This window comes from Stenotrophomonas sp. IS26, from assembly GCF_054188265.1.
The window spans coordinates 73,392-94,204 of the sequence record NZ_JBSZJV010000010.1; the positions used below are offsets into that span (position 1 = coordinate 73,392).

Annotated in this window: 19 protein-coding genes; 3 read left to right on the top strand and 16 right to left on the bottom strand. The window is 67.5% G+C overall.

Annotation, left to right across the window (positions count from 1 at the left end; all coding sequences use genetic code 11):
• Nucleotides 1-20 precede the first annotated feature (20 nt).
• The 11 genes from ACW6W5_RS10710 to ACW6W5_RS10760 form a co-directional block, all read right to left on the bottom strand.
• Nucleotides 21-1,724 carry a BatD family protein gene (locus ACW6W5_RS10710; RefSeq protein ID WP_152152536.1) on the bottom strand — a complete coding sequence of 568 codons (1,704 nt, stop codon included), beginning with the start codon at nucleotides 1,722-1,724 and terminating at the stop codon, nucleotides 21-23.
• Nucleotides 1,721-3,469, bottom strand: coding sequence for a VWA domain-containing protein (locus ACW6W5_RS10715; protein ID WP_152152538.1), 1,749 nt, complete (start codon nucleotides 3,467-3,469; stop codon nucleotides 1,721-1,723). Before ACW6W5_RS10715 ends, ACW6W5_RS10710 begins: the two co-directional genes overlap by 4 nt.
• Nucleotides 3,466-4,464, bottom strand: coding sequence for a vWA domain-containing protein (locus ACW6W5_RS10720; protein WP_121041202.1), 999 nt, complete (start codon nucleotides 4,462-4,464; stop codon nucleotides 3,466-3,468). Before ACW6W5_RS10720 ends, ACW6W5_RS10715 begins: the two co-directional genes overlap by 4 nt.
• A 5-nt stretch (nucleotides 4,465-4,469) precedes the next feature.
• Nucleotides 4,470-4,931 (bottom strand): DUF4381 domain-containing protein, encoded by a 462-nt coding sequence (locus tag ACW6W5_RS10725; RefSeq protein WP_121039409.1) that lies wholly within the window; start codon nucleotides 4,929-4,931, stop codon nucleotides 4,470-4,472.
• The gene (locus ACW6W5_RS10730; protein ID WP_152152540.1) at nucleotides 4,928-5,851 is read right to left on the bottom strand and encodes a DUF58 domain-containing protein; all 924 of its coding nucleotides are present in this window, start codon (nucleotides 5,849-5,851) and stop codon (nucleotides 4,928-4,930) included. Before ACW6W5_RS10730 ends, ACW6W5_RS10725 begins: the two co-directional genes overlap by 4 nt.
• A gap of 5 nt (nucleotides 5,852-5,856) precedes the next feature.
• Entirely contained in the window at nucleotides 5,857-6,879 is a 1,023-nt protein-coding gene (locus ACW6W5_RS10735; RefSeq protein WP_121041204.1) for an AAA family ATPase, read from the bottom strand.
• Nucleotides 6,880-7,018: 139 nt separating this feature from the next.
• Nucleotides 7,019-8,995 carry a type IV pilus secretin PilQ gene (locus ACW6W5_RS10740; protein WP_121039415.1) on the bottom strand — a complete coding sequence of 659 codons (1,977 nt, stop codon included), beginning with the start codon at nucleotides 8,993-8,995 and terminating at the stop codon, nucleotides 7,019-7,021.
• 20 nt (nucleotides 8,996-9,015) lie between these two features.
• Nucleotides 9,016-9,510 carry a pilus assembly protein PilP gene (locus ACW6W5_RS10745; RefSeq protein WP_226956626.1) on the bottom strand — a complete coding sequence of 165 codons (495 nt, stop codon included), beginning with the start codon at nucleotides 9,508-9,510 and terminating at the stop codon, nucleotides 9,016-9,018.
• 38 nt (nucleotides 9,511-9,548) lie between these two features.
• Nucleotides 9,549-10,223, bottom strand: a complete 675-nt coding sequence (locus ACW6W5_RS10750; protein ID WP_121039421.1) for a type IV pilus inner membrane component PilO — start codon at nucleotides 10,221-10,223, stop codon at nucleotides 9,549-9,551.
• Nucleotides 10,220-11,053, bottom strand: a complete 834-nt coding sequence (locus tag ACW6W5_RS10755) for a PilN domain-containing protein (RefSeq protein ID WP_121039424.1) — start codon at nucleotides 11,051-11,053, stop codon at nucleotides 10,220-10,222. Before ACW6W5_RS10755 ends, ACW6W5_RS10750 begins: the two co-directional genes overlap by 4 nt.
• Nucleotides 11,053-12,111: a pilus assembly protein PilM gene (locus ACW6W5_RS10760; RefSeq protein ID WP_019183880.1), complete on the bottom strand. Its 1,059-nt coding sequence runs from the start codon at nucleotides 12,109-12,111 to the stop codon at nucleotides 11,053-11,055. The genes ACW6W5_RS10755 and ACW6W5_RS10760 overlap by 1 nt, the downstream gene beginning before the upstream one ends.
• 223 nt (nucleotides 12,112-12,334) lie before the next feature.
• On the opposite strand from ACW6W5_RS10760, the gene ACW6W5_RS10765 reads away from it, so the two are divergent.
• Both ACW6W5_RS10765 and ACW6W5_RS10770 read left to right on the top strand, forming a co-directional pair.
• The gene (locus tag ACW6W5_RS10765) at nucleotides 12,335-14,764 is read left to right on the top strand and encodes a penicillin-binding protein 1A (protein WP_152152542.1); all 2,430 of its coding nucleotides are present in this window, start codon (nucleotides 12,335-12,337) and stop codon (nucleotides 14,762-14,764) included.
• A gap of 259 nt (nucleotides 14,765-15,023) precedes the next feature.
• Nucleotides 15,024-15,671 (top strand): hypothetical protein, encoded by a 648-nt coding sequence (locus ACW6W5_RS10770; protein WP_121039430.1) that lies wholly within the window; start codon nucleotides 15,024-15,026, stop codon nucleotides 15,669-15,671.
• An 18-nt stretch (nucleotides 15,672-15,689) separates the two neighbouring features.
• Here ACW6W5_RS10770 and ACW6W5_RS10775 read toward each other — a convergent pair whose 3' ends face one another.
• A complete protein-coding gene (locus tag ACW6W5_RS10775; protein WP_152152544.1) occupies nucleotides 15,690-16,454 on the bottom strand; it encodes an alpha/beta fold hydrolase in 765 nt (254 codons plus the stop codon).
• A gap of 96 nt (nucleotides 16,455-16,550) precedes the next feature.
• Between ACW6W5_RS10775 and ACW6W5_RS10780 the strand changes: the two genes are divergently transcribed.
• Nucleotides 16,551-17,327: an AraC family transcriptional regulator gene (locus tag ACW6W5_RS10780; protein WP_152152546.1), complete on the top strand. Its 777-nt coding sequence runs from the start codon at nucleotides 16,551-16,553 to the stop codon at nucleotides 17,325-17,327.
• A 62-nt stretch (nucleotides 17,328-17,389) separates the two neighbouring features.
• On the opposite strand, the gene ACW6W5_RS10785 is transcribed toward ACW6W5_RS10780, so the two are convergent.
• From ACW6W5_RS10785 to ACW6W5_RS10800, 4 genes are all read right to left on the bottom strand, one after another.
• On the bottom strand, nucleotides 17,390-17,755 hold the full coding sequence (locus ACW6W5_RS10785) for a NirD/YgiW/YdeI family stress tolerance protein (protein ID WP_121039439.1): 366 nt from the start codon (nucleotides 17,753-17,755) through the stop codon (nucleotides 17,390-17,392).
• A gap of 148 nt (nucleotides 17,756-17,903) precedes the next feature.
• A complete protein-coding gene (locus ACW6W5_RS10790) occupies nucleotides 17,904-19,181 on the bottom strand; it encodes a citrate synthase (RefSeq protein ID WP_121039442.1) in 1,278 nt (425 codons plus the stop codon).
• Between the two features lie 316 nt (nucleotides 19,182-19,497).
• Nucleotides 19,498-19,758, bottom strand: coding sequence for a type B 50S ribosomal protein L31 (locus ACW6W5_RS10795; RefSeq protein ID WP_019183873.1), 261 nt, complete (start codon nucleotides 19,756-19,758; stop codon nucleotides 19,498-19,500).
• A 112-nt stretch (nucleotides 19,759-19,870) separates the two neighbouring features.
• Nucleotides 19,871-20,806 (bottom strand): nucleoside hydrolase, encoded by a 936-nt coding sequence (locus ACW6W5_RS10800; RefSeq protein WP_088432679.1) that lies wholly within the window; start codon nucleotides 20,804-20,806, stop codon nucleotides 19,871-19,873.
• Nucleotides 20,807-20,813: the final 7 nt, after the last annotated feature.

The window sequence follows — 20,813 nt, forward strand, 5'->3', positions numbered from 1 at the left end:
GCCCTGACCGACACGCCTTTTTATGAATGCGCGGATGGGTACAACGGCGCGAGGCCATTGTTCTGCGTGCCCGCACGGGCCCGCCAGTGCGGTCCGTCATGAAAGGCGCGCCGCAGCGCCTGCCTTGCCTGGCCCACATCACCGCCCTGCCCGCCCCAGCGGACCGCCTGCATCTGGATCAACGTCTCGCGCTGCTGTGCGTTGTCGAGGCGCTCCAGCACCTGCTCGAAGGTCTGCACACCGCCCATGCCAGCCAGCACGGCGATGATCTCGTCCAGGCCGCCGGCTTCCATCGCCCGGCGCAGTTCGGCACGGGTGTACGGGCTTCCGGACGAAGCAGCGGGCACGCCCGCTTCGGCATCGCGCACGGCGACACGACGACCGCGACGGCGCCAGCCCCAGAGCAGGGTCAGCAGCCACAGCACGGCCAGGCCCGCCGACAGTGCGATCCAGCCCCACGGCCGCGGTGCGCCCTGCGCCGTCGCCAGCTGCAGATCGGTGGAGGCCGCCGCCGGTTCGCCCGGCAGCGCCGAGGTGGTGTCCACCGGCAGCGCCGGCGCGGTACTGCCGGCCACACCGGCGGCGATGTCCAGCTGCAGGTCCGGCAGGCTGGCATTGCGCGGCTGCCCGGCCGCCACATCCCACCACGCCATGCGCAGCCCCGGCACGGTCATCGGCCCGGCCTGACGCGGCACGATCGCAAACCGCCGGGTCAGCTTGAGCTGCGGGGTGGTGCCGTTGAAGGTTTCATCGAACTGCGGCGGCTCGGCAAACACCTGCGCGCCGGGGCCGACATCGGGCACGGGCAGTTCAGGGAACTGCGCCTTGGTCGCGCCCTCGGCCACGGCCTCCACCACGATCGTGGCCGCCTCACCGGCACGGCCGGTGGTGGGCGCTGCGGTGTAGCGCAGGCGCAGCCCGTGCAGCGGCAGCCACGGTTGCGGTGCAGAGGCGGGTTGCGCCTGGACCTGCAGCGTGCGCTCGGCCGATGCGGCACGCAGGCGGCCATCGCCGCCGAACATGTCATTGAAGAAGCCGCCCGCGCTGCGCCCGTTGAACTGTGCCGCCGGCAGCACCAGCGGCCCGCTGCGCTCGGGAATCAGCAGGAAGCGCCGTTCCACCACGTTGTAGCGGCGCCCATTGACCTCGCGCACCAGGGTGCGGTCATCGCCCACCCGCTGCAGCGAGGCGCCGGCCGGTGTATCGAGCACCAGTTCGCCACTGAGCAGTTGCGCGGCGTAGAACAGGCGCACTACCACGCCGACACTCTGCTGCACATAGGGCGTGGGATCGTCGACCTCGGTTTCGAGGAAGGCCGCAGCATCACCACTGGCCGCCGCGGGGGCGGACGCGCTGCTGGCGCCGACCTGCAGGGTCAGCGGCTGGGTGCGGCTGCTACCTACCTGCAGGGCAGGTATCTGCAGGGTGCCGGTGCGCTTCGGGCTGAGCGCGACGGCATACAGCGCGCGCGCGGTCATCGCGCCATTGCTCCACTGCACCTGGCGGCTGCTGGTCTGGCTGCTGAGATCGAAGTCGGTCCGCAGCGGGCCATAATCCGGCGCGCCGCCGCCCGCATCGGATTCGATGTTGAGGGTGACGGTATCGCTGTCGGTGATCTGCTCGCGGTCGAGCCAGGCGCGGGTCTGCGCGTGCGCGGCCATGCTCGCGCACAGCAGCAGGGCAAGCCCTGCGCGCAACCAGCGCTGTATCGTGGAATGTGTCATCGCCCTTCCCGTTTCCTGCGTTCGTTTTCCAGCTGGAACTTGGCCCGCAGCAGGCTGCCGGGGTCATCCGGTACCCGCCGCATCCAGGCCTCGACCGCCTGCTGCTGCTCGCGCTGCTGCGGGGTGCCGCTGACCTGGCCCTGCGCCTTGTCGTTGCCGTCGTTCTGCCCCTGGTGCTGCATCGCCTGCTGCATGCGCTCGCGCTGGGCCGCGTCAGCCTCGGCCTGCGCCTGGCTGTCGGCGGCCTGCGGCGACTTGCCGCCCTTGGATTGGCCATCCTTTGCATCAGCGGATGCGGACGGCGGTGACTGCCCCTGTTCGCCCTTGTCCTGCGGCGGCGACGCGTCCCCATCCTTGCCTTGACCCGGGTTCTTGCTGGGATCGGGCTGGTCGGAGGGCGGCTTTTTTCCGTCCTTCTGATCGTTGTTCTGATCGTTGTTCTGTGGCGGCCTGCGCTTGCGGGCGGCATCGACGGCGGCGCGGTTGGCGACCGCATCGGCCATGCCCGGATGCTGTTTCAGCGCACGGTCGTAGGCCTCGATGGCGGCATCGTACTGGCCCTGTTTCGCCAGCGCGTTGCCCAGGTTGTACCAGCCGGCATCCGTATCGATGCCCTCGAACTGCTGCTGCGCCGCCTTGAAGTCGCCCTTGCGGTAGGCATCCACGCCGGTGGACAGGCGTTGCTGATCGATCTGGTCGGCGCGTTGCCACCACGTTCCCTCGGCGGCGTGGGCCGTCGTCGGCAGCGCCATCGGCAGCGCCGCCATCATCACCAGCACCGCCAACGCGCCGCGCCGCCGGAAGGCGAACAGGGCCAGCAGCATCAGCGGTGGCAACAGCCAGAACCCTTCATCGCGCCACGTGCGGCCCTGCCCTTCGCGGCTGTCATCGGCACTGACCCGCGGGGTCAATACGTCGAGCGCCGCGAGATCCTTGTCATCGGAGGCGATACGCGCATAGCGGCCGCCGCCACGGCTGGCGACACCCCGCAGCGTGCCCTCCTCCAAGCGCGCCGGCACGATCTGACCCTCGCCGTTGCGGTAGGCCGCGCCCTGCGGCGTACCCAGCCCGAGCACGGAGACCACGAAGCCCTGCGCGCGTGCCGAGGCAGCGGCCTGTTCGGCATCCGCATCGGCGCGATCGGTCAGCAGGAGAATGTCGCCACCGCGTGCGCCGGATTGCTGCAGCAGCTTCACCGCCGTCTCCAGCGCACGGTCGGCACGCTGGCCATCGCGCGGCATCACCTCCGGTGCCAGCGCATCCAGATACAGCGCGACATTGGCCATGTCGTCGGTCAGCGGGGCCACGGTATACGCGTCGTCGGCGTACACAAGCAGCGCGACTTCGCCGCCCTGGCGCTCGCGCAGCAGCGTGGCCAGCTTGGCGCGCGCCTGCAGCAGACGCGACGGTGGCAGATCGGTCGCGGTCACCCGCGAAGAGAGATCCAGCGCGACCACCAGCGGCGACGGCGTCTGCCACAGCGGCTGCGCGATCTGTCGCCACGAAGGACCGGCCAGCGCCACGATGGCGATCGCCGTGCCGAGCAACAGCAGGATCAACCCGCCCCAGGCGCGACGGTCGCGGCCGACCAGGAGATGGCGCAGCAGATGCGCATCCACCGTCTGGCGCCAGACATTGGCGCGATGGCGACGCAGCCACCAGATCGCCACCAGCAGCGGCAGCACGAGCAGCGCCCACAAGGCATCGGGGCGGACAAAATGCAGGGCGTTCCAGCTCGCGCTCATGTCCAGCGCCTCGGCAACAGCCACGCCAAGCCGGCCAGCAGCAACGCCAGCGCCAGCGGCGGGGCGTAGCGTTCGATCCGCGGCCGCACCGCCGGGCCGGCCGATTTGACCGGCTCCAGCCGTTCCAGCTCGGCATAGATGCCGGCCAGCTCATCGGTATTGCGCGCACGGAACGAGCGCCCGCCGGTGAGCTCGGCAATCTTGTTCAGAGTCGCTTCGTCGACCGGGTCTTCGCCGGGGGCGATCTGCACGCCAAACAGGCTGATGCCCCCGTCGCCGCCGAAGGCCACCGTATAGACGCGCACACCTTCGGCCTGGGCCAGCTCGGCCGCGCGCAGCGGTTCAAGCACGCCGGCATTGCTGACCCCGTCGGTGAGCAGGATCAGCACGCGCTGCCCTTCCGGCTGTTCGCGCAGGCGTTTGACTGCCAGCGCGATCGCATCGCCGATCGCGGTCTCGCGCCCGGCCAGGCCGACCACGCTGTCGCGCAGCTGGTCACGCACGCTGGTGAGGTCGGCCGTCAACGGGGTCAGCGTATAGGCACGCTCACCGAAGATCAGCAGGCCGACACGATCACCCACACGGCGGTCGAGGAAATCGGCGAGCACGGCCTTGGCCGCGGTCAGCCGCTCGACCACCTGATTGCCAAGCATCATGTCCGCTTCGCTCATGCTGCCGGAGACGTCCACCGCAAGCATCATCTGCCGGCCCTGCTGTGGCGGCGTCACCGCTTCGCCCAGCTGCTGCGGTCGCGCGGCGGCCACGCACAGGCACGCCCACGCCAGCCACAGCAGCGCGCGCCCCAGTCGTGGCCCGGCACCGCCCGAGGCAGCCCCGAGCGATTGCAGCTGATCGGCCGCATACGGCACCCGCAACGCGGCACCTTCACCGGGCCGCGAGGGCCACCAGCGCATCAGGATCGGCAAGGGCAGCGCCCACAACATCCACGGCCACGCCAGGCTGTCCACCCAGCTCAACCACGTGGGCACTGTCATCGCGATCATCGGCCGCGCTCCGTCAGCAGCGACAGATAGCGGCGGCGGGCCAGCACGCGCAGCCGCTGCACCGCCTCGGCATCCACGCTCGGTCGATAGCCACCATCGAGCAGCAGCGCACCATCGCCCTCGGAAAACGCCCGGCTGTTTTTCTCATCCAGGAACGCCAGCCACGCGTTGCCCTGCAGACGTTCCGCCCCGGGCTGGTACTGACGTGCCGCGCGGCGCAACAGCTCGGCGATCGCCGCCACCTCCCGCACCGGCGAACCGGCCTGGGCGACCTGTGCATCGAACAGATCCAGCCAGCGCTGGCGCGCACGCCGCCGGCGCCAATACCAGACCCAGATTCCCGCCACCACCAGCACGATCGCGCCGAACACCAGCCACCAGCCCGGCGCGGGCGGCCACCAAGGCGGTGACGGCGGCAGCTGCACATCGCGCAGCGGCAGCGAGGCGGCGGCGCTCATGCCACCACCGCCGTCGGCAAGGGGCTGAGCCAGCTGTCGCTGGCATCGTCGGTGGCCACCACATGCACCTGGATGCGGCGGGCCGCCAAGCGGCTCTGCAGCGCTTCCAGGGGCGCAACGAAGCGTTCGCGCCAGTGCTCACGCACCGCGGCGCTGCGCAGATCCAGCAGCACGCGGCGCCCCTGCGAAAGGAACGGCAGCGCATCGGCCGGCGGTGCCAGCTCCAGCGGATCGACCAGCAGCATCACCACCACCTCGTGGTGCATGGCCAACGCGGCCCAGCGTGCACTGCTGATCGTGGCGGCGCGCGCCGGATCGGCCAGCACCACCACCCGGGCACCGGGGCGCAGCAGACGTGCCGCCTGCTCCAGCGCGCGATCCAGGCCGGCGTCTTCGGCAGGCGGCTCGGCATACCAGCGGGTCAGGGCGTCAAGCACGCGCAATACACCGCGGGTGCCCCCGGCCGGTGCGATCGGCGGCTCCTGGGTGCTGCCACGCACCGCAGCCAGGCGGTCACCCTGGCGCTGCGCCAGCCACGCCGCCACCGCACCGACGCGCGCGGCCTGCACGGATTTGAAGCGGACCCGGGTGCCGAAATACAGCACCGGATCGGTATCGGCGACCAGCAGCGTCAAGCGTTCGCGCTCGGCCTGGAAGAGTTTGGTATGCGCACGCCCGGTACGCGCGGTGACGCGCCAGTCGATATGCCGCGCGTCATCGCCCGGCACATAGTCGCGGGACTCGGCGTATTCCATCCCACGCCCGCGCGCGGGCGACGGCGCACTGCCGGCGTGACCCAGCCGGCCACGCCGTGCCGGCGGCGCGCGGTGCGCACTGCGGCGCAGCGCCACCAGCTCGGCCAGGCTCGGCCGCAGGCCATCACCTTCCAGCGGCGTAGCCGTATGCACGGGCGTATCCATCGCGCTCAGGGCGCCGGCACGCGGGCCAGCAGCTCGGCGACCAGGCGCTCGCCATCCCAGCCTTCGGCGGTGGCTTCATAGCTGGGCAGCACGCGGTGCCGCAGCACGTCGGGCGCGACGTTGCGCACATCTTCCGGGGTGACGAAGTCGCGGCCGGCCAGCCAGGCCCGGGCGCGTGCACAGCGCTCCAGCGCGATGGAGCCACGGGGGCTCGCGCCCCAGGCGATGCGCCGGGCCAGCGCCGGGTCGTAACGCGCGGCATCGCGCGAGGCCAGCACGATCTCGATGAGATAGCGCTCCAGCGCGGGCGCGACATGCAGCGACAGCACCGCCTTGCGAGCGGCGAACACATCGCTCAACGGCATGCGGGCCGGCGCGGCGGCCGGGGTGGACAGCGCTTCGCGCGCACGCTCGCGGGCCAGGCGCAGGATTTCGGTTTCCGCCTCCGAATCCGGATAACCGATCCTTACATGCATCAGGAAGCGGTCGAGCTGGGCTTCGGGCAGCGGGAAGGTGCCCTCCTGCTCGATCGGGTTCTGCGTGGCCATCACCAGGAACAGCGACGGCAGCGGATAGGTATGGCGGCCGACGGTCACCTGGCGCTCGCCCATCGCTTCAAGCAGCGCGGACTGCACTTTGGCCGGGGCACGGTTGATTTCGTCGGCAAGCAGGATCGGATGGAAGATCGGACCGGGCACGAATTCAAAGCGACCTTCCTGCGGGCGCCAGATCTCGGTACCGGTCAGATCGGCCGGGAGCAGGTCCGGGGTGAACTGCACGCGTGAGAAATCCGCATCGAGCCGGGCGGCCAGCGCACGGATCGCGGTGGTCTTGGCCAAGCCGGGGGCGCCCTCGACCAGCAGGTGGCCATCGGCCAGCAATGCGGTCAGCAGGCGCTCGACGAGCGCGCTCTGGCCGACGATCTCGGAGGACAGGCCGTCACGCAGCGCGCGGAAGGCCTCGTGCAGGCGGTCGTGCTCCACCGGAGCGGGCGTGGGGGTATCGGGCATGGGGGGCGGCAGATTCATGGCATCCATGTGACCTCCACGGTGGGCAGAGGTTCCATCGCCATGATGGCAGGACAGCGCCGGTTACAACATCAAGATTGGCTGAACGCAGAAAGGGCCGCACGTGGCGGCCCTTTCGTCATTGCAGCAGCGGTGCGGCTCAGTTGACGGCCGGATTGGCCTTGGCCACGCGCAGCACCTTCGGGGTCACGAACACCAGCAGTTCGGCCTTGTCCTTGTTGCGGCTGCGCTTCTTGAACAGATTGCCCAGGAACGGCACGTCGCCCAGGAACGGCACCTTGTTGATGCTGGTGCGGTCGGTGAACTCGTACACGCCACCGATCACCACGGTCTGGCCGTCGTCCACCAGCACCGCGGTGTTCACTTCGCGGCGGTTGATGGTCGGGACCTGGCCGTAGCCTGCCAGCAGGATGTAGCTCTCCACTTCATCCTTCTTGACCGCCATGTTGAGGAACACACGGTTGTCGTTGGTGATGGTCGGGGTGACCTTCAGCTCCAGCACCACTTCCTTGAACTGGACATTGGGCTGGGCCGCGGCGCCGGCCGCACCACCACCGCTGATGGTGACGTAGCCGATTTCCTTACCCTGCTTGATCACCGCTTCGCGCTGGTTGGTGGTCACCACGCGCGGGTTGGAGATGACTTCGCCGCGCGATTCGGCCTGCATCGCCGAGAGCTCCACATCCAGCAGATAACCGGCATTGAGGATCGACAGCGCCAGCGAACCCGGGTTGTTGATCGCCGCCACCGGCAGGTTCCAGTTCAGGCCTTCGGCGAACTTGGTCGCGCCACGCACCGGGATCGCGCCGGTGCGGCCACCGGCCACCCACTCGTTGATCGCCTTCTGGTACTCGGTGTCCTTGGTACCGCGGTCGTTGATGTTGTTGTGGTTCTGATCGGTGTTGGCCCCGAAGAACACGTCCTGGCGGCTGCCACTGATGCCGAACTTGGCGCCGAGTTCACGCGCGAAGGTATCGGTGGCGATCACGATCCGGCTTTCGATCAGCACCTGGTCGACCGGACGGTCGATCACGCTGATCAGCTCACGCATGCGCGCGATCTTCTTCGGAATGTCGCTGATCATCAGGGTGTTGGTGCGCTCGTCGGCCACGATACGGCCGCGCGAGGACAGGAACCCGCTGTCTTCCTGCGAGCTGCCACCACTGCCACCGCTGCCGCCGCCGATGCCCTTGGCTTCGGTCAGCGCTTTGAAGATCGCCCCGGCGTTGTGGTAGTTGATCTGCACGTAATCGGTGACCAGATCCTCGCGGTTCTCGATCGCGATGCGCGCGTCTTCCTTGTCCTGCTCGAACTTGGCCAGTTCCGGCTGCGGTGCCACCCAGATCACGCCGCCATCGCGGCGCTTGTCCAAGCCCTTGGCCCGCAGCACGATGTCCAGCGCCTGGTCCCACGGCACGTTGATCAGGCGCAGGGTCACGTTGCCCTGCACGCTGTCGGAGGCGACCACGTTGAGGTTGGATTCCTCCGCCACCAGCTGCAGCACGGTGCGTACCGGCACGTCCTGGAAGTTGAAGGTGACCGGCTTGCCGCTGTAGCCGCGCTGGCCCAGGGCCGCCGCGGCCTGGCTGACCGAGGTGGCGGTGACCGCGCCGGTCGCCGGGGTGGCCTGGCGCGGGCTGATCTCGACCACGTATTCGTTGCCGCTCTGGTAGGCCAGCGACTCGAACGCGGTGTTGGTGTTGAGCACCAGCTGCGTGCCGCCGCCATACGGCTTGGGATCGATGCGCTGCACGGGCGTGGCGAAGTCGGTCACGTTGATCGACTTCTGCAGGTTTTCCGGCAGGCGCGCGTTGCCGACGTCGATGACGACGCTGTTGCCCTGGCTGCGCAGATCCGGGCTCGCGCCCTGGCCATCGAACTGCAGGATCAGCCGGCCGGCGCCATCGTCGCCGCGCTTGAAGTCGATCTTGGACACCGACAGCGAGGCCGGCGCGGTCGCCGGCGCGGTGGTGGCCGCCGGCTTGGGCACTGCGCCGCTGGGCGTGGCCGCCATCAGCGTGCCGTTGGCCACCATGAGCGCGACTCCCAGCGCGCACAGGTGGAGCAACTTCTGGCGCCGGACGGAACGCAGCCGCATGGCGTTGGAAAAGGTCATCGTGCTATCCCCATAATCATTCATTGATCTTCAAGCGCGAGCGTTGCCGGCCGTTCCAGCCAGCCACCCGCGCCATCCGGCACCAGTTCAATCAGCTCAATCCGGTCCTCGAAGACCCCGGTCACCCGCCCGTCGCTCTGCCCCAGATAGACGCCCGGACGCACCCGATAGGTGACCTTGTCCGGTGCCATCACCAGCACGACGAGTCCGCCCCCACGGCCGATCGAACCCACCATGTCCAGGCTGTCCAGCGGGAAATCTTCCAGCGGCTCCTTGCGGCGGTTCGGATCCGGACGCAGCCCCGATCCCCCTTGCGGATTGGTCCAGGCGTCGGTGAACGGGTCGCGCATCCCCTGCGCGGAATATTCAAACGTCTCGAACTGCTGCATCACCGGCAGCGGCTCAAGCGGCGGCGCCGGACGCGCACGCACGTCGGCCACCCACTTCTCCAGGTTCGGTGCATCGCCGGGCGTACTGGTCACGCCGCGTGCGCAGCCGGCCAGCAGCACGACCATCAACAGACCACCTACCCGTGCGGTCGACGTCAGAGGGCTCATTTCCGGCCTCCCTTCGCAGCCTTTTCTTTCTCGGCGGCGGCCTTCTCCTGGGCTTCCATCTCCACATCATCCAGGTACCGGTAGGTCTTGACCGTTCCGGACAACTCCAGCGCACCGCTGCGGGCGGTGATGCCGGTCTTGGGATCCTTCGGCTTCAGGTTGATGTCGTGCATGGTCAGGATGACCACGCGCGGCAACGAGGCCACACCACTGACGAACGCGCCGAACTGGTGGTAACTGCCCACCATGCGCAGGGCGATCGGCTTTTCAGCGTAAAACTCCTTGGGCTGCTCCGCACCGGGCTGGAACAACTCGTTGGACAGGCCACTGGACAACGCGGTCTGGGAGATGTCGATGATCAGATCGGGCATCTCGGTCTTGCTGGGCAGCTGGCGCAGCATCTGCTGCAGCACCTGTTCCATCTGGGTCAGCTGCTGCTTGAGCGGCTCCAGATTGACCGCGCGGCCCTGTTCCTTTTCGAACTCGGTGCGCAGCTGGGTCTCGGTGCTTTCCAGCGACGCCAGCTCATCGCGCTTGCCGCTGATCAGCAGGAACCAGGCCATGATCACGATGAACAGCGCCAACAGCGCGCAGAACACGACCTTGGCCTTCTGCGGCCAATTGCCGATGTTGTTGAAGTCCAGCTCTTTGAGGTTGATCTTCTGGCTCATGCGGCGGCCCCCTTCTGGGCCGGGGCCGGCGCCGCCGGTTGTGCAGGTTGCGCGGAGGGCGTGGGCGGCACGATGCGGCTGTTGCCGGCCGGCGGGGCCGGATCAGCGGCATCGGGCGAGGCCGGTGCGTTGGGCGCCGGGGCCGGCGACAACGGGGCCACCGGCGGAACCGGGGTAGCGCCCGGCGGTGCCGGATCGGCGGTCGGCTCGATCACGCTGCCATCGGCGGCCAGCTCGGTAACGCTGCTCTGGGCCGGCAGATTGACCTTGACCACGAACATGTACGGCAGCGACTTGATGTCCGCCACCGGGCTGCTGGCGGCACCGGCCTTGTCACGCTCCGGCGCCTTGGCCTCGATGATCGACAGCTCCGGATTGGTCATCCAGCCCGAGCTTTCCAGGTTGCGCATGTAGGCACTGACACGGGCATTGGACTGGGTGCGGCCTTCCAGGGTGAGCACGTCGCCCTCCTGCTTGAGCGTGGTCAGCACCACCCCGTCGGGGATGGTCCGGACCAGCGCATCGAACAGGTGCACCATCTGCGAGCGCTTGGCCTGCAGTTCCTCGATCACGGCCTTGCGCGCCAGCAGGCGGTCCTTCTGGCGGTCCAGGCGTTCGATTTCCTTGTTCTGCTCCTTGACCTTCTCGATCTCGGCCTGCAGGAAGGTGTTGCGATCGCTCTGCCCGCTGACCTGACGGTCGTAGTAGAACCAGATCAACAGCGAGAGCAGCAACCCACCGATGGCGGCGGCACCGAGCATGGCGTAGAAGTCGCGCTGGCGTTGCTTGCGCCGTTCGGCGCGCCAGGGCAGTAAATTGATGCGCGCCATCAGTCAAAGCTCCTCAGCGCCAGACCGGTGGCGATCATCAGCGCCGGGGCATCCTGGGCCAGGGCGTGTGCCTGCACCTTCGGGCCGAGCGTCATCTGTGCCAGCGGGTTGGCCACCACGGTGGCCACGCCCAGCTGCTCTTCCACCATGTCCGGCAGGCCGGTCAGGGCCGCGCAACCGCCGGCGAGCACGATGTGATCGACCCGGTTGAACTCGCTGCCTGCATAGAAGAACTGCAGCAGACGGCTGATCTGCTGGACCGTGGCTTCCTTGAACGGCTCCAGCACTTCCATCTCGTAGCTTTCCGGCAACCCGCCCTGGCGCTTGGCCAGCCCGGCCTCTTCGTAGGTCAGCCCATACCGGCGCATCACTTCGTCGGTCAGCTGCTTGCCGCCGAATACCTGCTCGCGGCTGTACAGGCTGCGGCCACCGCGCAGGACGTTCAGGGTGGTCATGGTGGCGCCGATGTCCACCAGCGCGACCACGCCATCACTGGCCACCGGCAGCTCGCTGGCGACCAGGGCAAAGGCGTTCTCGACCGCAAAGGCCTCCACGTCCATGACCCGTGCCACCAGCCCGCCCAGTTCCAGCGCCGACTGGCGCAGCTCGACGTTCTCTGAACGCGAGGCGGCCAACAGCACCTGGACCATTTCCGGATTGTTCGGAATCGCACCCAGCACCTCGAAATCGAGGTTCACTTCCTCGATCGGGTACGGGATGTAGTTGACCGCCTCGAGCTCGACCTGGGCTTCCATGTCGTTCTCGTCCAGATCGGCGGGCATCGGGATCAGCTTGGTGATCACGGCAGAGCCGGCCACGGCCGCGGCGGCATGCCGTGCCTTGGTTCCAGAGCGGTTCACGGCGCGTCGAATGGCCTCCCCGACCGCTTCAACCTCCACGATGTTCTTTTCCACCACCGCATTCGGCGGAAGTGGTTCCACGGCGTAATGTTCCACGCGGAAACGATTGCCGCTGCGGGATAACTGCAACAGCTTTACTGCAGTCGAGCTGATATCGACGCCGATAAGAGGCGACTGGCTTTTTGGGATAAGCCCCACGGTTTCTCCCCTGCCGATGGGCACTTGGACGCAGAACCTGCGACCGCGCATTAATAACGTTTTTTTTGCAAATCGCAACCGTCAAGCTGTAAAACGAGCACTACGGCTCGTTTCACGCGTCCCCAGACGGTGATCGACTGCTCTCCCCGGGAACACCCCCAGCCGTTCCCTTGCGTAATCTATACTCTGCGACCACGAAATTCGCAATCGGAATCTGTCACTGATGACACGTCTTCGCCGTTGGCTGCGCTGGATGCTGGTCGCGTTCCTGGTCCTGGCATTGATCGGCGCTGCGGTTGCCGGCGGCCTGTATTACGCCGTCTCCTCCAAGCTCCCGGACGTGCAGACCCTGCGCGACGTGGAGATGCAGGAGCCCATGTACGTCTATGCCAGCGATGGCAAGCTGATGGCGGTGTTCGGGGAAACCCGGCGCACCCCCATCACCATGAAGGACGTCCCCGAGCGCCTCAAGCAGGCGTTCCTCGCCACCGAGGATGCCCGCTTCTACGAGCATGGCGGCGTGGACTACAAGGGCATCGGCCGCGCGGTCTGGCTGCTGGCCACCACCAGTGACAGGCGCGTGCCCGGTGGCTCGACCATCACCCAGCAGGTCGCCCGCCAGTTCTTCCTGAGCTCGGAATACAGCTACACCCGCAAGCTGGCCGAGATCCTGCTGGCACGCAAGATCGAGAGCGAGCTGAGCAAGGACGAGATCTTCGAGCTCTACCTCAACAAGAGCTTCTTCGGTAACCGCGCGTATGGCGTGGCCGCCGCGGCCGAGTTCTATTACGGCAAGAAGCTGGGCGAGCTGGACCTGGATGAGATGGCCTCGCTGGCCGGCATCCCCAAGTTCCCTTCCTCGGGCAACCCGATCAGCAACCCCGAGCGTGCCCGCGAGCGCCGTGACTTCTATGTGCTGCAGCGCATGGCCAGCCTGGGCTTCATCTCCCAGGCCGAGGCCGACGCGGCCAAGGCCGTGCCGATGCACGCCACCGCGCATGAGCCGCCGGTGCAGGTCGAAGCGCCTTACGTGGCCGAACTGGTGCGCCAGGAAATGATCGCCCGCTTCGGCGGCGACGTGGTCAACAAGGGTTACCACGTGACCACCACGATCAACGCCGAGCTGCAGACCGCGGCCAACCTGTCGGTGCGCGATGGCCTGCTGGCATACGACCACCGCCACGGCTGGCATGGCGTGGAGCAGCACGTGGAGGTGCCGGCCGACGCCGATGCCGCCGCGCTGGCCACCAAGCTGGCCGGCATTCCGGCCCAGACCGGCCTGCTGCCGGCGATCGTGGCAGCCACCGCCGCCGATGGCAGCGCGACCGTAGTGCTGGGCAACCGCAGCGAAGTGGTGTTGCCGGCCAGCGCTGCCCGCTGGACCAACAAGACCCCGGCCAAGCTGGTCACCCGCGGCGACATCGTGCGCGTGCGCGCCGGCGAGAAGGAAGGCGAGTGGCTGCTCGACCAGATCCCGCGCGGCCAGGCCGCGCTGGTCTCACTGGACGCTGAAAACGGCGCACTGAAGGCACTGGTGGGCGGCTTCAGCTTCTCCGGCAACAAGTTCAACCGTGCCACCCAGGCGCGTCGCCAGCCGGGCTCGAGCTTCAAGCCCTTCATCTACGCGGCCGCCTTCGACAAGGGCTTCAACCCGGCCTCGATCGTGCTCGATGCCCCGGTCGTGTTCCGCGACCGCCGCGGCAAGACCTGGTCGCCGCAGAACGACGGCGGCGGCTTCCGCGGCCCGATGCGCCTGCGTGAAGCGCTGGTGCAGTCGCGCAACCTGGTCTCGGTGCGGCTGCTCGATGGCATGGGCGTGGATTACGCGCGCAAGTACATCAGCGAGTTCGGCTTCGCCGAGGCCGAGCTGCCGCCGAACCTGTCGATGTCGCTGGGCACCGCCTCGCTGACCCCGCTCTCGGTGGCGCGTGGTTACGCGGTGTTCGCCAACGGCGGCTCGCGCGTGGACACCTGGCTGATCGACCGGGTGACCGACCGCGACGGCGTGGAAGTGTTCAAGGAGAACCCGGCCATCGCCTGCCGCGACTGCGCCGGCACCAGCGGCGTGCCGGTCAGCCAGGTGGTGGATGGCTTCAACTTCGGCTCCGCACCGGCGGCCAATGCCGCGCCGGCCAAGCCGCAGCAGGCCACGTCCACCGCCGCCGCCGAAACGCCGGTAGCGGTGAACCCGGATGCCAAGGTCGCCCCGCGCGCGATCGATGCGCGCACCGCGTATCAGCTCAACTCCATGATGCGCGACGTGGTCCAGCGCGGCACCGGCACCGCGGCCAAGGTGCTCGGCCGCGAGGACGTGGGCGGCAAGACCGGCTCGACCAACGATCACCGCGATGCGTGGTTCTCCGGTTTCGGTGGCCCCTACGCGACCACCGTATGGGTCGGCCGCGACGACTTCCGCTCGCTCGGCTACCGCGAGTACGGCGGCCGCGCTGCCCTGCCGATCTGGATCGAGTACATGCGCGTGGCGCTGAAGGACACCCCGATCGCGCAGAACGAGCCGCCCTCGGGCATGGTCCAGGCCACGCTCAACGGCGCGACCGAGTGGGTCAAGGTGGAGGACATGGAGAAGCTGGAGGAGTACGACTTCAACAGCCATGCGCCACAGGCCGACGACGCCGCGTTCGATATCTTCTGACCGCATGCGCCGGCTACGCCCGGCGCCGCGATGGAATACAGGCCGGGCATTGCCCGGCCTTTTTTTGGTTCTTTTCCATCAGCATGGCAAGCATGGAGCGCGCTCTGCATCTTTGCAGGCGCGGCGGCCAGGGAGTCGGGCGCTGGGCCGCGATGCCCTTGCCGGCGAATGTCCCCCGGCGTCGGCCTGTGGCGCGACTCTACCCGCCTGTCACATCGCCGGTGTACATTGCCGTGCAGGTCGCCAAGGAGTACCGGTCATGCATCGAGCCCGCCAGCATGCAGCCACGCAGACCCGTGAGCGCCGCCACCAGCTGGCGCACGAAGCCGCCCGGCTGATGGCCGAGGGCGGCATCCGCGACTATCACCAAGCCAAGCTCAAGGCGGCCACCCGGCTCGGCATCCATGACGATGCCTCCCTGCCCCGCAACACCGAGATCGAAGACGCCCTGCGCGAGTACCAGCGCCTGTTCGCCGGTGCCGACCATGGCGCGCAGTTGCGCCAGCGCCGCGAGGCCGCCCTGCGTGCGATGGACTTTCTGCAGGGTTTCTCACCCCGCCTGTGTGGCCCCGTACTGGACGGCACCGCCGACGCCAACAGCCCCGTGCAGCTGCAGGTGCACAGCGACGATGCCGATGCCGTGCAGCGCTACCTCGATGAGCACGGCATTCCGGCCGAATCACGGACGCGCCGGTTGCGGCTGGACCGCGAGCGCAGCCTGGACGCCCCGGTCTGGGTGTTCAGCGCCGAAGACCTGACCTTCGACATCGCGGTACTGCCGTATGACGGCCTGCGCCAACCGCCGCTGTCGGCGATCGATGAGAAGCCGATGCGGCGTGCGTCGGCTGCACAGGTCCGGGAGCTGCTGGCCGACAGCGAGATCGAGGGCTATCTGGGCAGCCGCTGAGAGTACGCGCGGCCTCCTTCAGGCCTCGGCGAACGGAATCAGAAAGCGCTCGATCGCCGCGACCAGGGCCAGCGGCGTTTCGTTCATCGGGTAGTGACCCGCATTTTCCAGCACCTCCACGGTCGCCTGCCGATAGCGGCGCAGGTAGGTCCTGCCCATCAATGCCGCGTTGAACACAGGATCGTGCTCGCCGACCAGCACCTTCACCGGATGCCGGTCCGCAATTTCCGCGCTGAAATCGGTGTCCGCCCAGGCCGGGAAGTACGCCGCGAATGCCTCCGGCGAGGCGTGCGCCATCGAGTACTGCGCCTTCCAGTCCAGCCACGCGGCGGGCAACCGCCCACCGGTGCTGCGATCGATGATGCCCCGGCGGATGCTCACGCTGCCTGCGGCCGCTTCAAGCAACTGCCGGGTCGGGGAATCGTAGGCAATGCCACCGCACGGCACGGGCGCGACGGCGACCAGCGCGCGCACGCGATCCGGGGCGAGCACCGCGATCCGCTCGATGGCCATGCCGCCCATCGAATGCCCGACCAGGCTGAAGGTCTCGATGCCGAGCGTGTCGGCCAAGGTCAGTGCGTCATTGGCGATCTCGTCGATCGTGTAGTCACCGGTCGCCCCGCGCATGCCACCGTAGCCGCGGCAATCCATGAAGATGTAGCTGAAGGCCTCGCCGCACAGCCACGGCTCGATCGGTTCGAAGGCATGGGCGTCGCCAAACCAGCCGTGCAGGACCAGGACAGGATGGGCGCCAGTGCCGACGCGATGAAAGGTAGTGGTCATGGCGGCACCATGGAAACGTGAGGTTGGGCCGCGATGTTAGGGCGGCGGCGCGTGGCCCGCCGTCGATGCCAGGCCGATGGCGATAGAATCCGGGCCATGCGCAATACCCTGCTCGATCCCTTTGAAGATCTGCCGCGCGCCGTGGTGGTCACCGCCAACGACTACGCCGCCGGATCCGTCTTCCCCGATCACGCGCATCGGCGCGGTCAGTTCGCGTTTGCCTCGCGCGGCACCATCAGCCTCACCACACCCGAAGGACACTGGCTGGTGCCACCACAGCGTGCCTGCTGGGTGCCGGCAGGCGTCGCGCACGCCATGGCGATGCGTGGCCCGGTCACGATGCTCAATGTCTTCGTAGCGGCCGAAGAAGTGGCGGCGGTCCAGTTGCCGGCCCGCTGCGGCGTGCATGCCGTATCGGCGCTGCTGCGGCACCTGATGGACGATGCGGTCGATCTGCCGGCACTGTACGACCTGGAGGGGCGTGCCGGCCGGCTGATGCAGTTGCTGGTCGCGGAGATCGCTGCGATGCCACGGCTGTCACTGCATGCACCGCTGCTCCGCGACCCGCGCCTGGCGCGCGCCTGCCAGCGGCTCTTCGATGCGCCCTCGATCGCCGCCTCGCTCGATGAGGTCGCCGCCGAGGCGGGCATGAGCCGACGCACGTTCACCCGCCAGTTCCGCGCGGACACCGGGGTGGGGTTTGCCGAATGGCGCCAGCAGGTCTGCCTGCTCGCCGCGATCGAACGCCTGGGTGCCGGGCAGCCGGTCACCCGGATCGCACTGGATCTGGGATACGCCAGCCCAAGTGCGTTCTCGTCGGCGTTCCGTCGCGTGCTGGGGGAACCGCCCAGCCGCTATGTGGAAACACGCTGAGGGCCGCCGGACGATGAACGCAGAACGCCCCGCACTGCGGGGCGTTCGACGGTGCAGGCAGATCAGCGCGTGCCGATGATCCGCACGTGCTCCACATCGATATCGGTGGGCTTGAAGCGATGGGTATCGACTTCTCCCTGCAACTCCACCACGGTCGTCGCGCTGACGGGCTGCCGGTCAGGCAGATCCTTGTCATCGATCTCGACGTCGATCTCGCCGGTGGCATCCTTGAAGCGATAGCGTTCGTGGCCGATCTTGGCGATCAGCGTGCCCTGCAGCACGACGGGCTGGTCATCGCGCTGGTCGCGTGCTTCGGCGACGGTGGTGACCGCACTGGTCGCGCCAGGGCCGGTGTACTGGGCATGTGCGCCGGCGCTGGCCAGGCTCAGCGGTGCGGCGATGAGGACAACGGCGATCAAACGATTCATGAGGGACTCCATGGGCGTGAGGATGACCGCCAAGGTTGTACCTCGATCGAAGTGAGGCCCATGCAAGAAGTATGAAAAGAGGTGTCCGGCACCCCAAAAAAAAACGCCCCGCAGTGCGGGACGTTTTCATCACAACCTGCCGGGGCGATCAGCCCTGGTAGTCGCGCACGTCGCTGCCGGTGTAGACCTGGCGCGGACGGCCGATCTTCATTTCCGGATCGACCTGCTGTTCCAGCCAATGTGCCACCCAGCCGGAGGTACGGCCCAGGGCGAACATGACGGTGAACATTTCGGTCGGGATCTGCAGCGCCTTGTAGATGATGCCGCTGTAGAAATCGACGTTCGGGTACAGCTTGCGGGCGACAAAGTAGTCGTCCTGCAGCGCGGCCTGCTCCAGCTTGACGGCCACGTCCAGCAGCGGATCCTGCACGCCCAGCTGCTTGAGCACCTTGCCGGTCATCTCACCGATGACCTTGGCGCGCGGGTCGAAGTTCTTGTACACGCGGTGGCCGAAGCCCATCAGGCGGAAGCCGGAGGTCTTGTCCTTGGCCTTGAGCACGGCGGACTCGACGTTGTCGGCCGAACCGATCTCTTCCAGCATCTTCAGCACGGCTTCGTTGGCACCGCCGTGGGCCGGACCCCACAGCGCGGTGACGCCCGCGGCGACAGATGCGTACGGGTTGGCGCCGGTCGAACCGACCAGACGCACGGTCGAGGTCGAGGCGTTCTGCTCATGGTCGGCGTGCAGGATGAACAGCAGATCCAGTGCCTTGACCACGTCCTGGTTCAGCTCGTACTGGCCATCGGCGGACTCGAAGGTCTGCTTCAGGAAGCGGCTGACGTAATCCAGCGAGGTGTCCGGCTTGTTGGCCGGCAGGCCCTTGCCGTGGCGGTAGATCAGGGCCGACAGGGTCGGCACCTTGGCGATCAGGCGCACCGCGGCGTGGCGACGCTGTTCGGCGTCGGACAGGTCCAGCGAGGCGTGGTAGATGCCCGACAGCTGCGCGATGGCGGCGGTCAGGATGGCCATCGGATGGGCATCCTTGGCGAAGCTGCCGATCAGCGTGTTGATCGACGGATCCACATCGGCTTCGGCCGCCAGCTCGTCGGTGAAGGCCTTCAGCTGCTCGGCGCTCGGACGCTCGCCGTTGATCAGCAGGTAGGCCACTTCGACGTAGCTCGACTTTTCCGAGAGCTGCTCGATGGGATAGCCGCGATACAGCAGCACGCCCTTGTCACCGTCGATATAGGTGATGGCGGACTTGCAGCTGGCGGTGGCGGTGAAGCCGGAGTCGTACGTGAAGAGACCGGTTTCCTTGGTCAGCTTCGAAATATCGACGCAATCGTTGCCGAGCGTGGGTTTGATGACTGGCAGAACAACCGACGTGTCGCCGGCGTTGAGCGTGACCTGATCAAGATCGGACACTGTGTGCGCTCCTCGAGGGAAGGCGCCCGCCCAAGCGCATGGGTCAGGCACGTGAAGGAAGTCCACGATCGTTATCGTGGATCCCGCCATTATCGCACAGCAACATTTTCGACGCCCTAGGACGGAAGTCGTAGACGCAGCTTCCAGGCCGCACCGCAGGCGCTGTGCCAGCGCGCGCAAGGGCTCGCGCCAACGCACGGACACAGCGTTCCGTCGGCGGGGCATGCAGGCCTCACCTGGCGTTCAGCAAACCGGGGACAACAAAAAACAACGGCCGCCGAGGCGACCGTTGTTTTCAAGCAGCTGCGTCGACAGATCAGGCCGCGGTCGGCGCCGGCTTGCCGAAACGCTTCTGGAACTTGTCGATACGGCCGCTGGTGTCGATCACCTTGTGCTTGCCCGTGTAGAACGGATGCGAAGCCGAGGAGATTTCAACCTTGACGAGCGGATACTCGTTGCCGTCTTCCCACTTGATCGTGTCCTTGGTGGACATGGTCGAACGGGTCAGGATCTTGAAATCAGAGGTAACGTCGTGGAAAACCACGTCGCGGTAAGCAGGATGAATATCGGCCTTCATGGGCGCGCACCGTAATAAGGGCTGGTGGTCAAGAGCGGCATTATAGTCCCGGCCGCCGCAAAGGGCAAGCCGGGTCCATCAACCGTGCGAAAGGTCCGCCGCAGCGGCGTCATCAGACGCCGAGTGCCGCCCTCACCTGGGCCTCGAAGCGACCCTGGTCGTAGGCCATCAGCAGCTGAGTGTTGTCAGGCTGCCCGGTCTGGCGGTTCCAGTCGACAATGGTAGCACCCCGGCTGTGCACGCCGGCCAGTTCCACGTTCAGCGGACGCGATTCGACCCGCAGCGCGCCTTCCGGCTGCAGCGCCCAGGCCATCGCCAGGGCATCGGCGGCGTACCAGCGCTCGCCACGGCTGTCTTCGGACCACAGGCGGGTCTGGCGCGAGATAAGCTCGTAGAAACGGGCCTTGTCGCTGTCCGCCGCCAGCCACTGCTCGACGTCGGCATGCAGCAGGCCGTGGGCGACGGTGGCCTCCCAATCGGCCACTTCGATGTGCGGGAAGCCGGTGAACACGATGTGCGCCGCCTCCGGATCGAAGGCGATGTTGAACTCGGCGGCCGGGGTGATGTTGCCGTGGCAGGTCACCGCCCCGCCCATGACCAGGAAGCGCTTCACGCGCTGCGGCAGGGTCGGGTCGAGCTTCAGGGCCAGCGCCAGGTTGGTCAGCGGGCCGAGCGCGACCAGGAACAGCTCACCGGCGTATTCGTGCGACAGGCGCAGGATCGCCAGCGCAGCGTGTTCGGCCTCGGCCTGGCGCTTGGCGGCCGGCAGGTTCACATCACCAAAGCCATCGGCGCCGTGTACATGGGCGGCATCGACAGAGGGGTGCAGCAGCGGGTCGGCGGTACCGGCGTAGACCGGCACATCGTCGCGGCCAGCCACTTCGCACAGTTTCAGGGCATTGCGGACCGTGTGGTCCAGGCCTACGTTGCCGGCGGCGATGGTCAGGCCAACGATATCGTGGCGCTCATCGGCGAAGGCCATCAACAGGGCCAGGGCATCATCGACACCGGGGTCGGTGTCGATCAACAGCGGAATCTTCTTGCTCATCGTTGCC

Excerpts from the sequence above, each read along its gene's own strand:
- ACW6W5_RS10725 (WP_121039409.1), bottom strand. The coding sequence starts at position 4,931 with ATGAGCGCCGCCGCCTCGCTGCCGCTGCGCGATGTGCAGCTGCCGCCG.
- ACW6W5_RS10785 (WP_121039439.1), bottom strand. The coding sequence starts at position 17,755 with ATGAATCGTTTGATCGCCGTTGTCCTCATCGCCGCACCGCTGAGCCTG.
- ACW6W5_RS10740 (WP_121039415.1), bottom strand. The coding sequence starts at position 8,995 with ATGACCTTTTCCAACGCCATGCGGCTGCGTTCCGTCCGGCGCCAGAAG.
- ACW6W5_RS10710 (WP_152152536.1), bottom strand. The coding sequence starts at position 1,724 with ATGACACATTCCACGATACAGCGCTGGTTGCGCGCAGGGCTTGCCCTG.
- ACW6W5_RS10715 (WP_152152538.1), bottom strand. The coding sequence starts at position 3,469 with ATGAGCGCGAGCTGGAACGCCCTGCATTTTGTCCGCCCCGATGCCTTG.
- ACW6W5_RS10755 (WP_121039424.1), bottom strand. The coding sequence starts at position 11,053 with ATGGCGCGCATCAATTTACTGCCCTGGCGCGCCGAACGGCGCAAGCAA.
- ACW6W5_RS10730 (WP_152152540.1), bottom strand. The coding sequence starts at position 5,851 with ATGGATACGCCCGTGCATACGGCTACGCCGCTGGAAGGTGATGGCCTG.
- ACW6W5_RS10770 (WP_121039430.1), top strand. The coding sequence starts at position 15,024 with ATGCATCGAGCCCGCCAGCATGCAGCCACGCAGACCCGTGAGCGCCGC.
- ACW6W5_RS10745 (WP_226956626.1), bottom strand. The coding sequence starts at position 9,510 with ATGGTCGTGCTGCTGGCCGGCTGCGCACGCGGCGTGACCAGTACGCCC.
- ACW6W5_RS10735 (WP_121041204.1), bottom strand. The coding sequence starts at position 6,879 with ATGAATCTGCCGCCCCCCATGCCCGATACCCCCACGCCCGCTCCGGTG.
- ACW6W5_RS10795 (WP_019183873.1), bottom strand. The coding sequence starts at position 19,758 with ATGAAGGCCGATATTCATCCTGCTTACCGCGACGTGGTTTTCCACGAC.
- ACW6W5_RS10720 (WP_121041202.1), bottom strand. The coding sequence starts at position 4,464 with ATGACAGTGCCCACGTGGTTGAGCTGGGTGGACAGCCTGGCGTGGCCG.
- ACW6W5_RS10780 (WP_152152546.1), top strand. The coding sequence starts at position 16,551 with ATGCGCAATACCCTGCTCGATCCCTTTGAAGATCTGCCGCGCGCCGTG.
- ACW6W5_RS10750 (WP_121039421.1), bottom strand. The coding sequence starts at position 10,223 with ATGAGCCAGAAGATCAACCTCAAAGAGCTGGACTTCAACAACATCGGC.
- ACW6W5_RS10800 (WP_088432679.1), bottom strand. The coding sequence starts at position 20,806 with ATGAGCAAGAAGATTCCGCTGTTGATCGACACCGACCCCGGTGTCGAT.
- ACW6W5_RS10775 (WP_152152544.1), bottom strand. The coding sequence starts at position 16,454 with ATGACCACTACCTTTCATCGCGTCGGCACTGGCGCCCATCCTGTCCTG.
- ACW6W5_RS10765 (WP_152152542.1), top strand. The coding sequence starts at position 12,335 with ATGACACGTCTTCGCCGTTGGCTGCGCTGGATGCTGGTCGCGTTCCTG.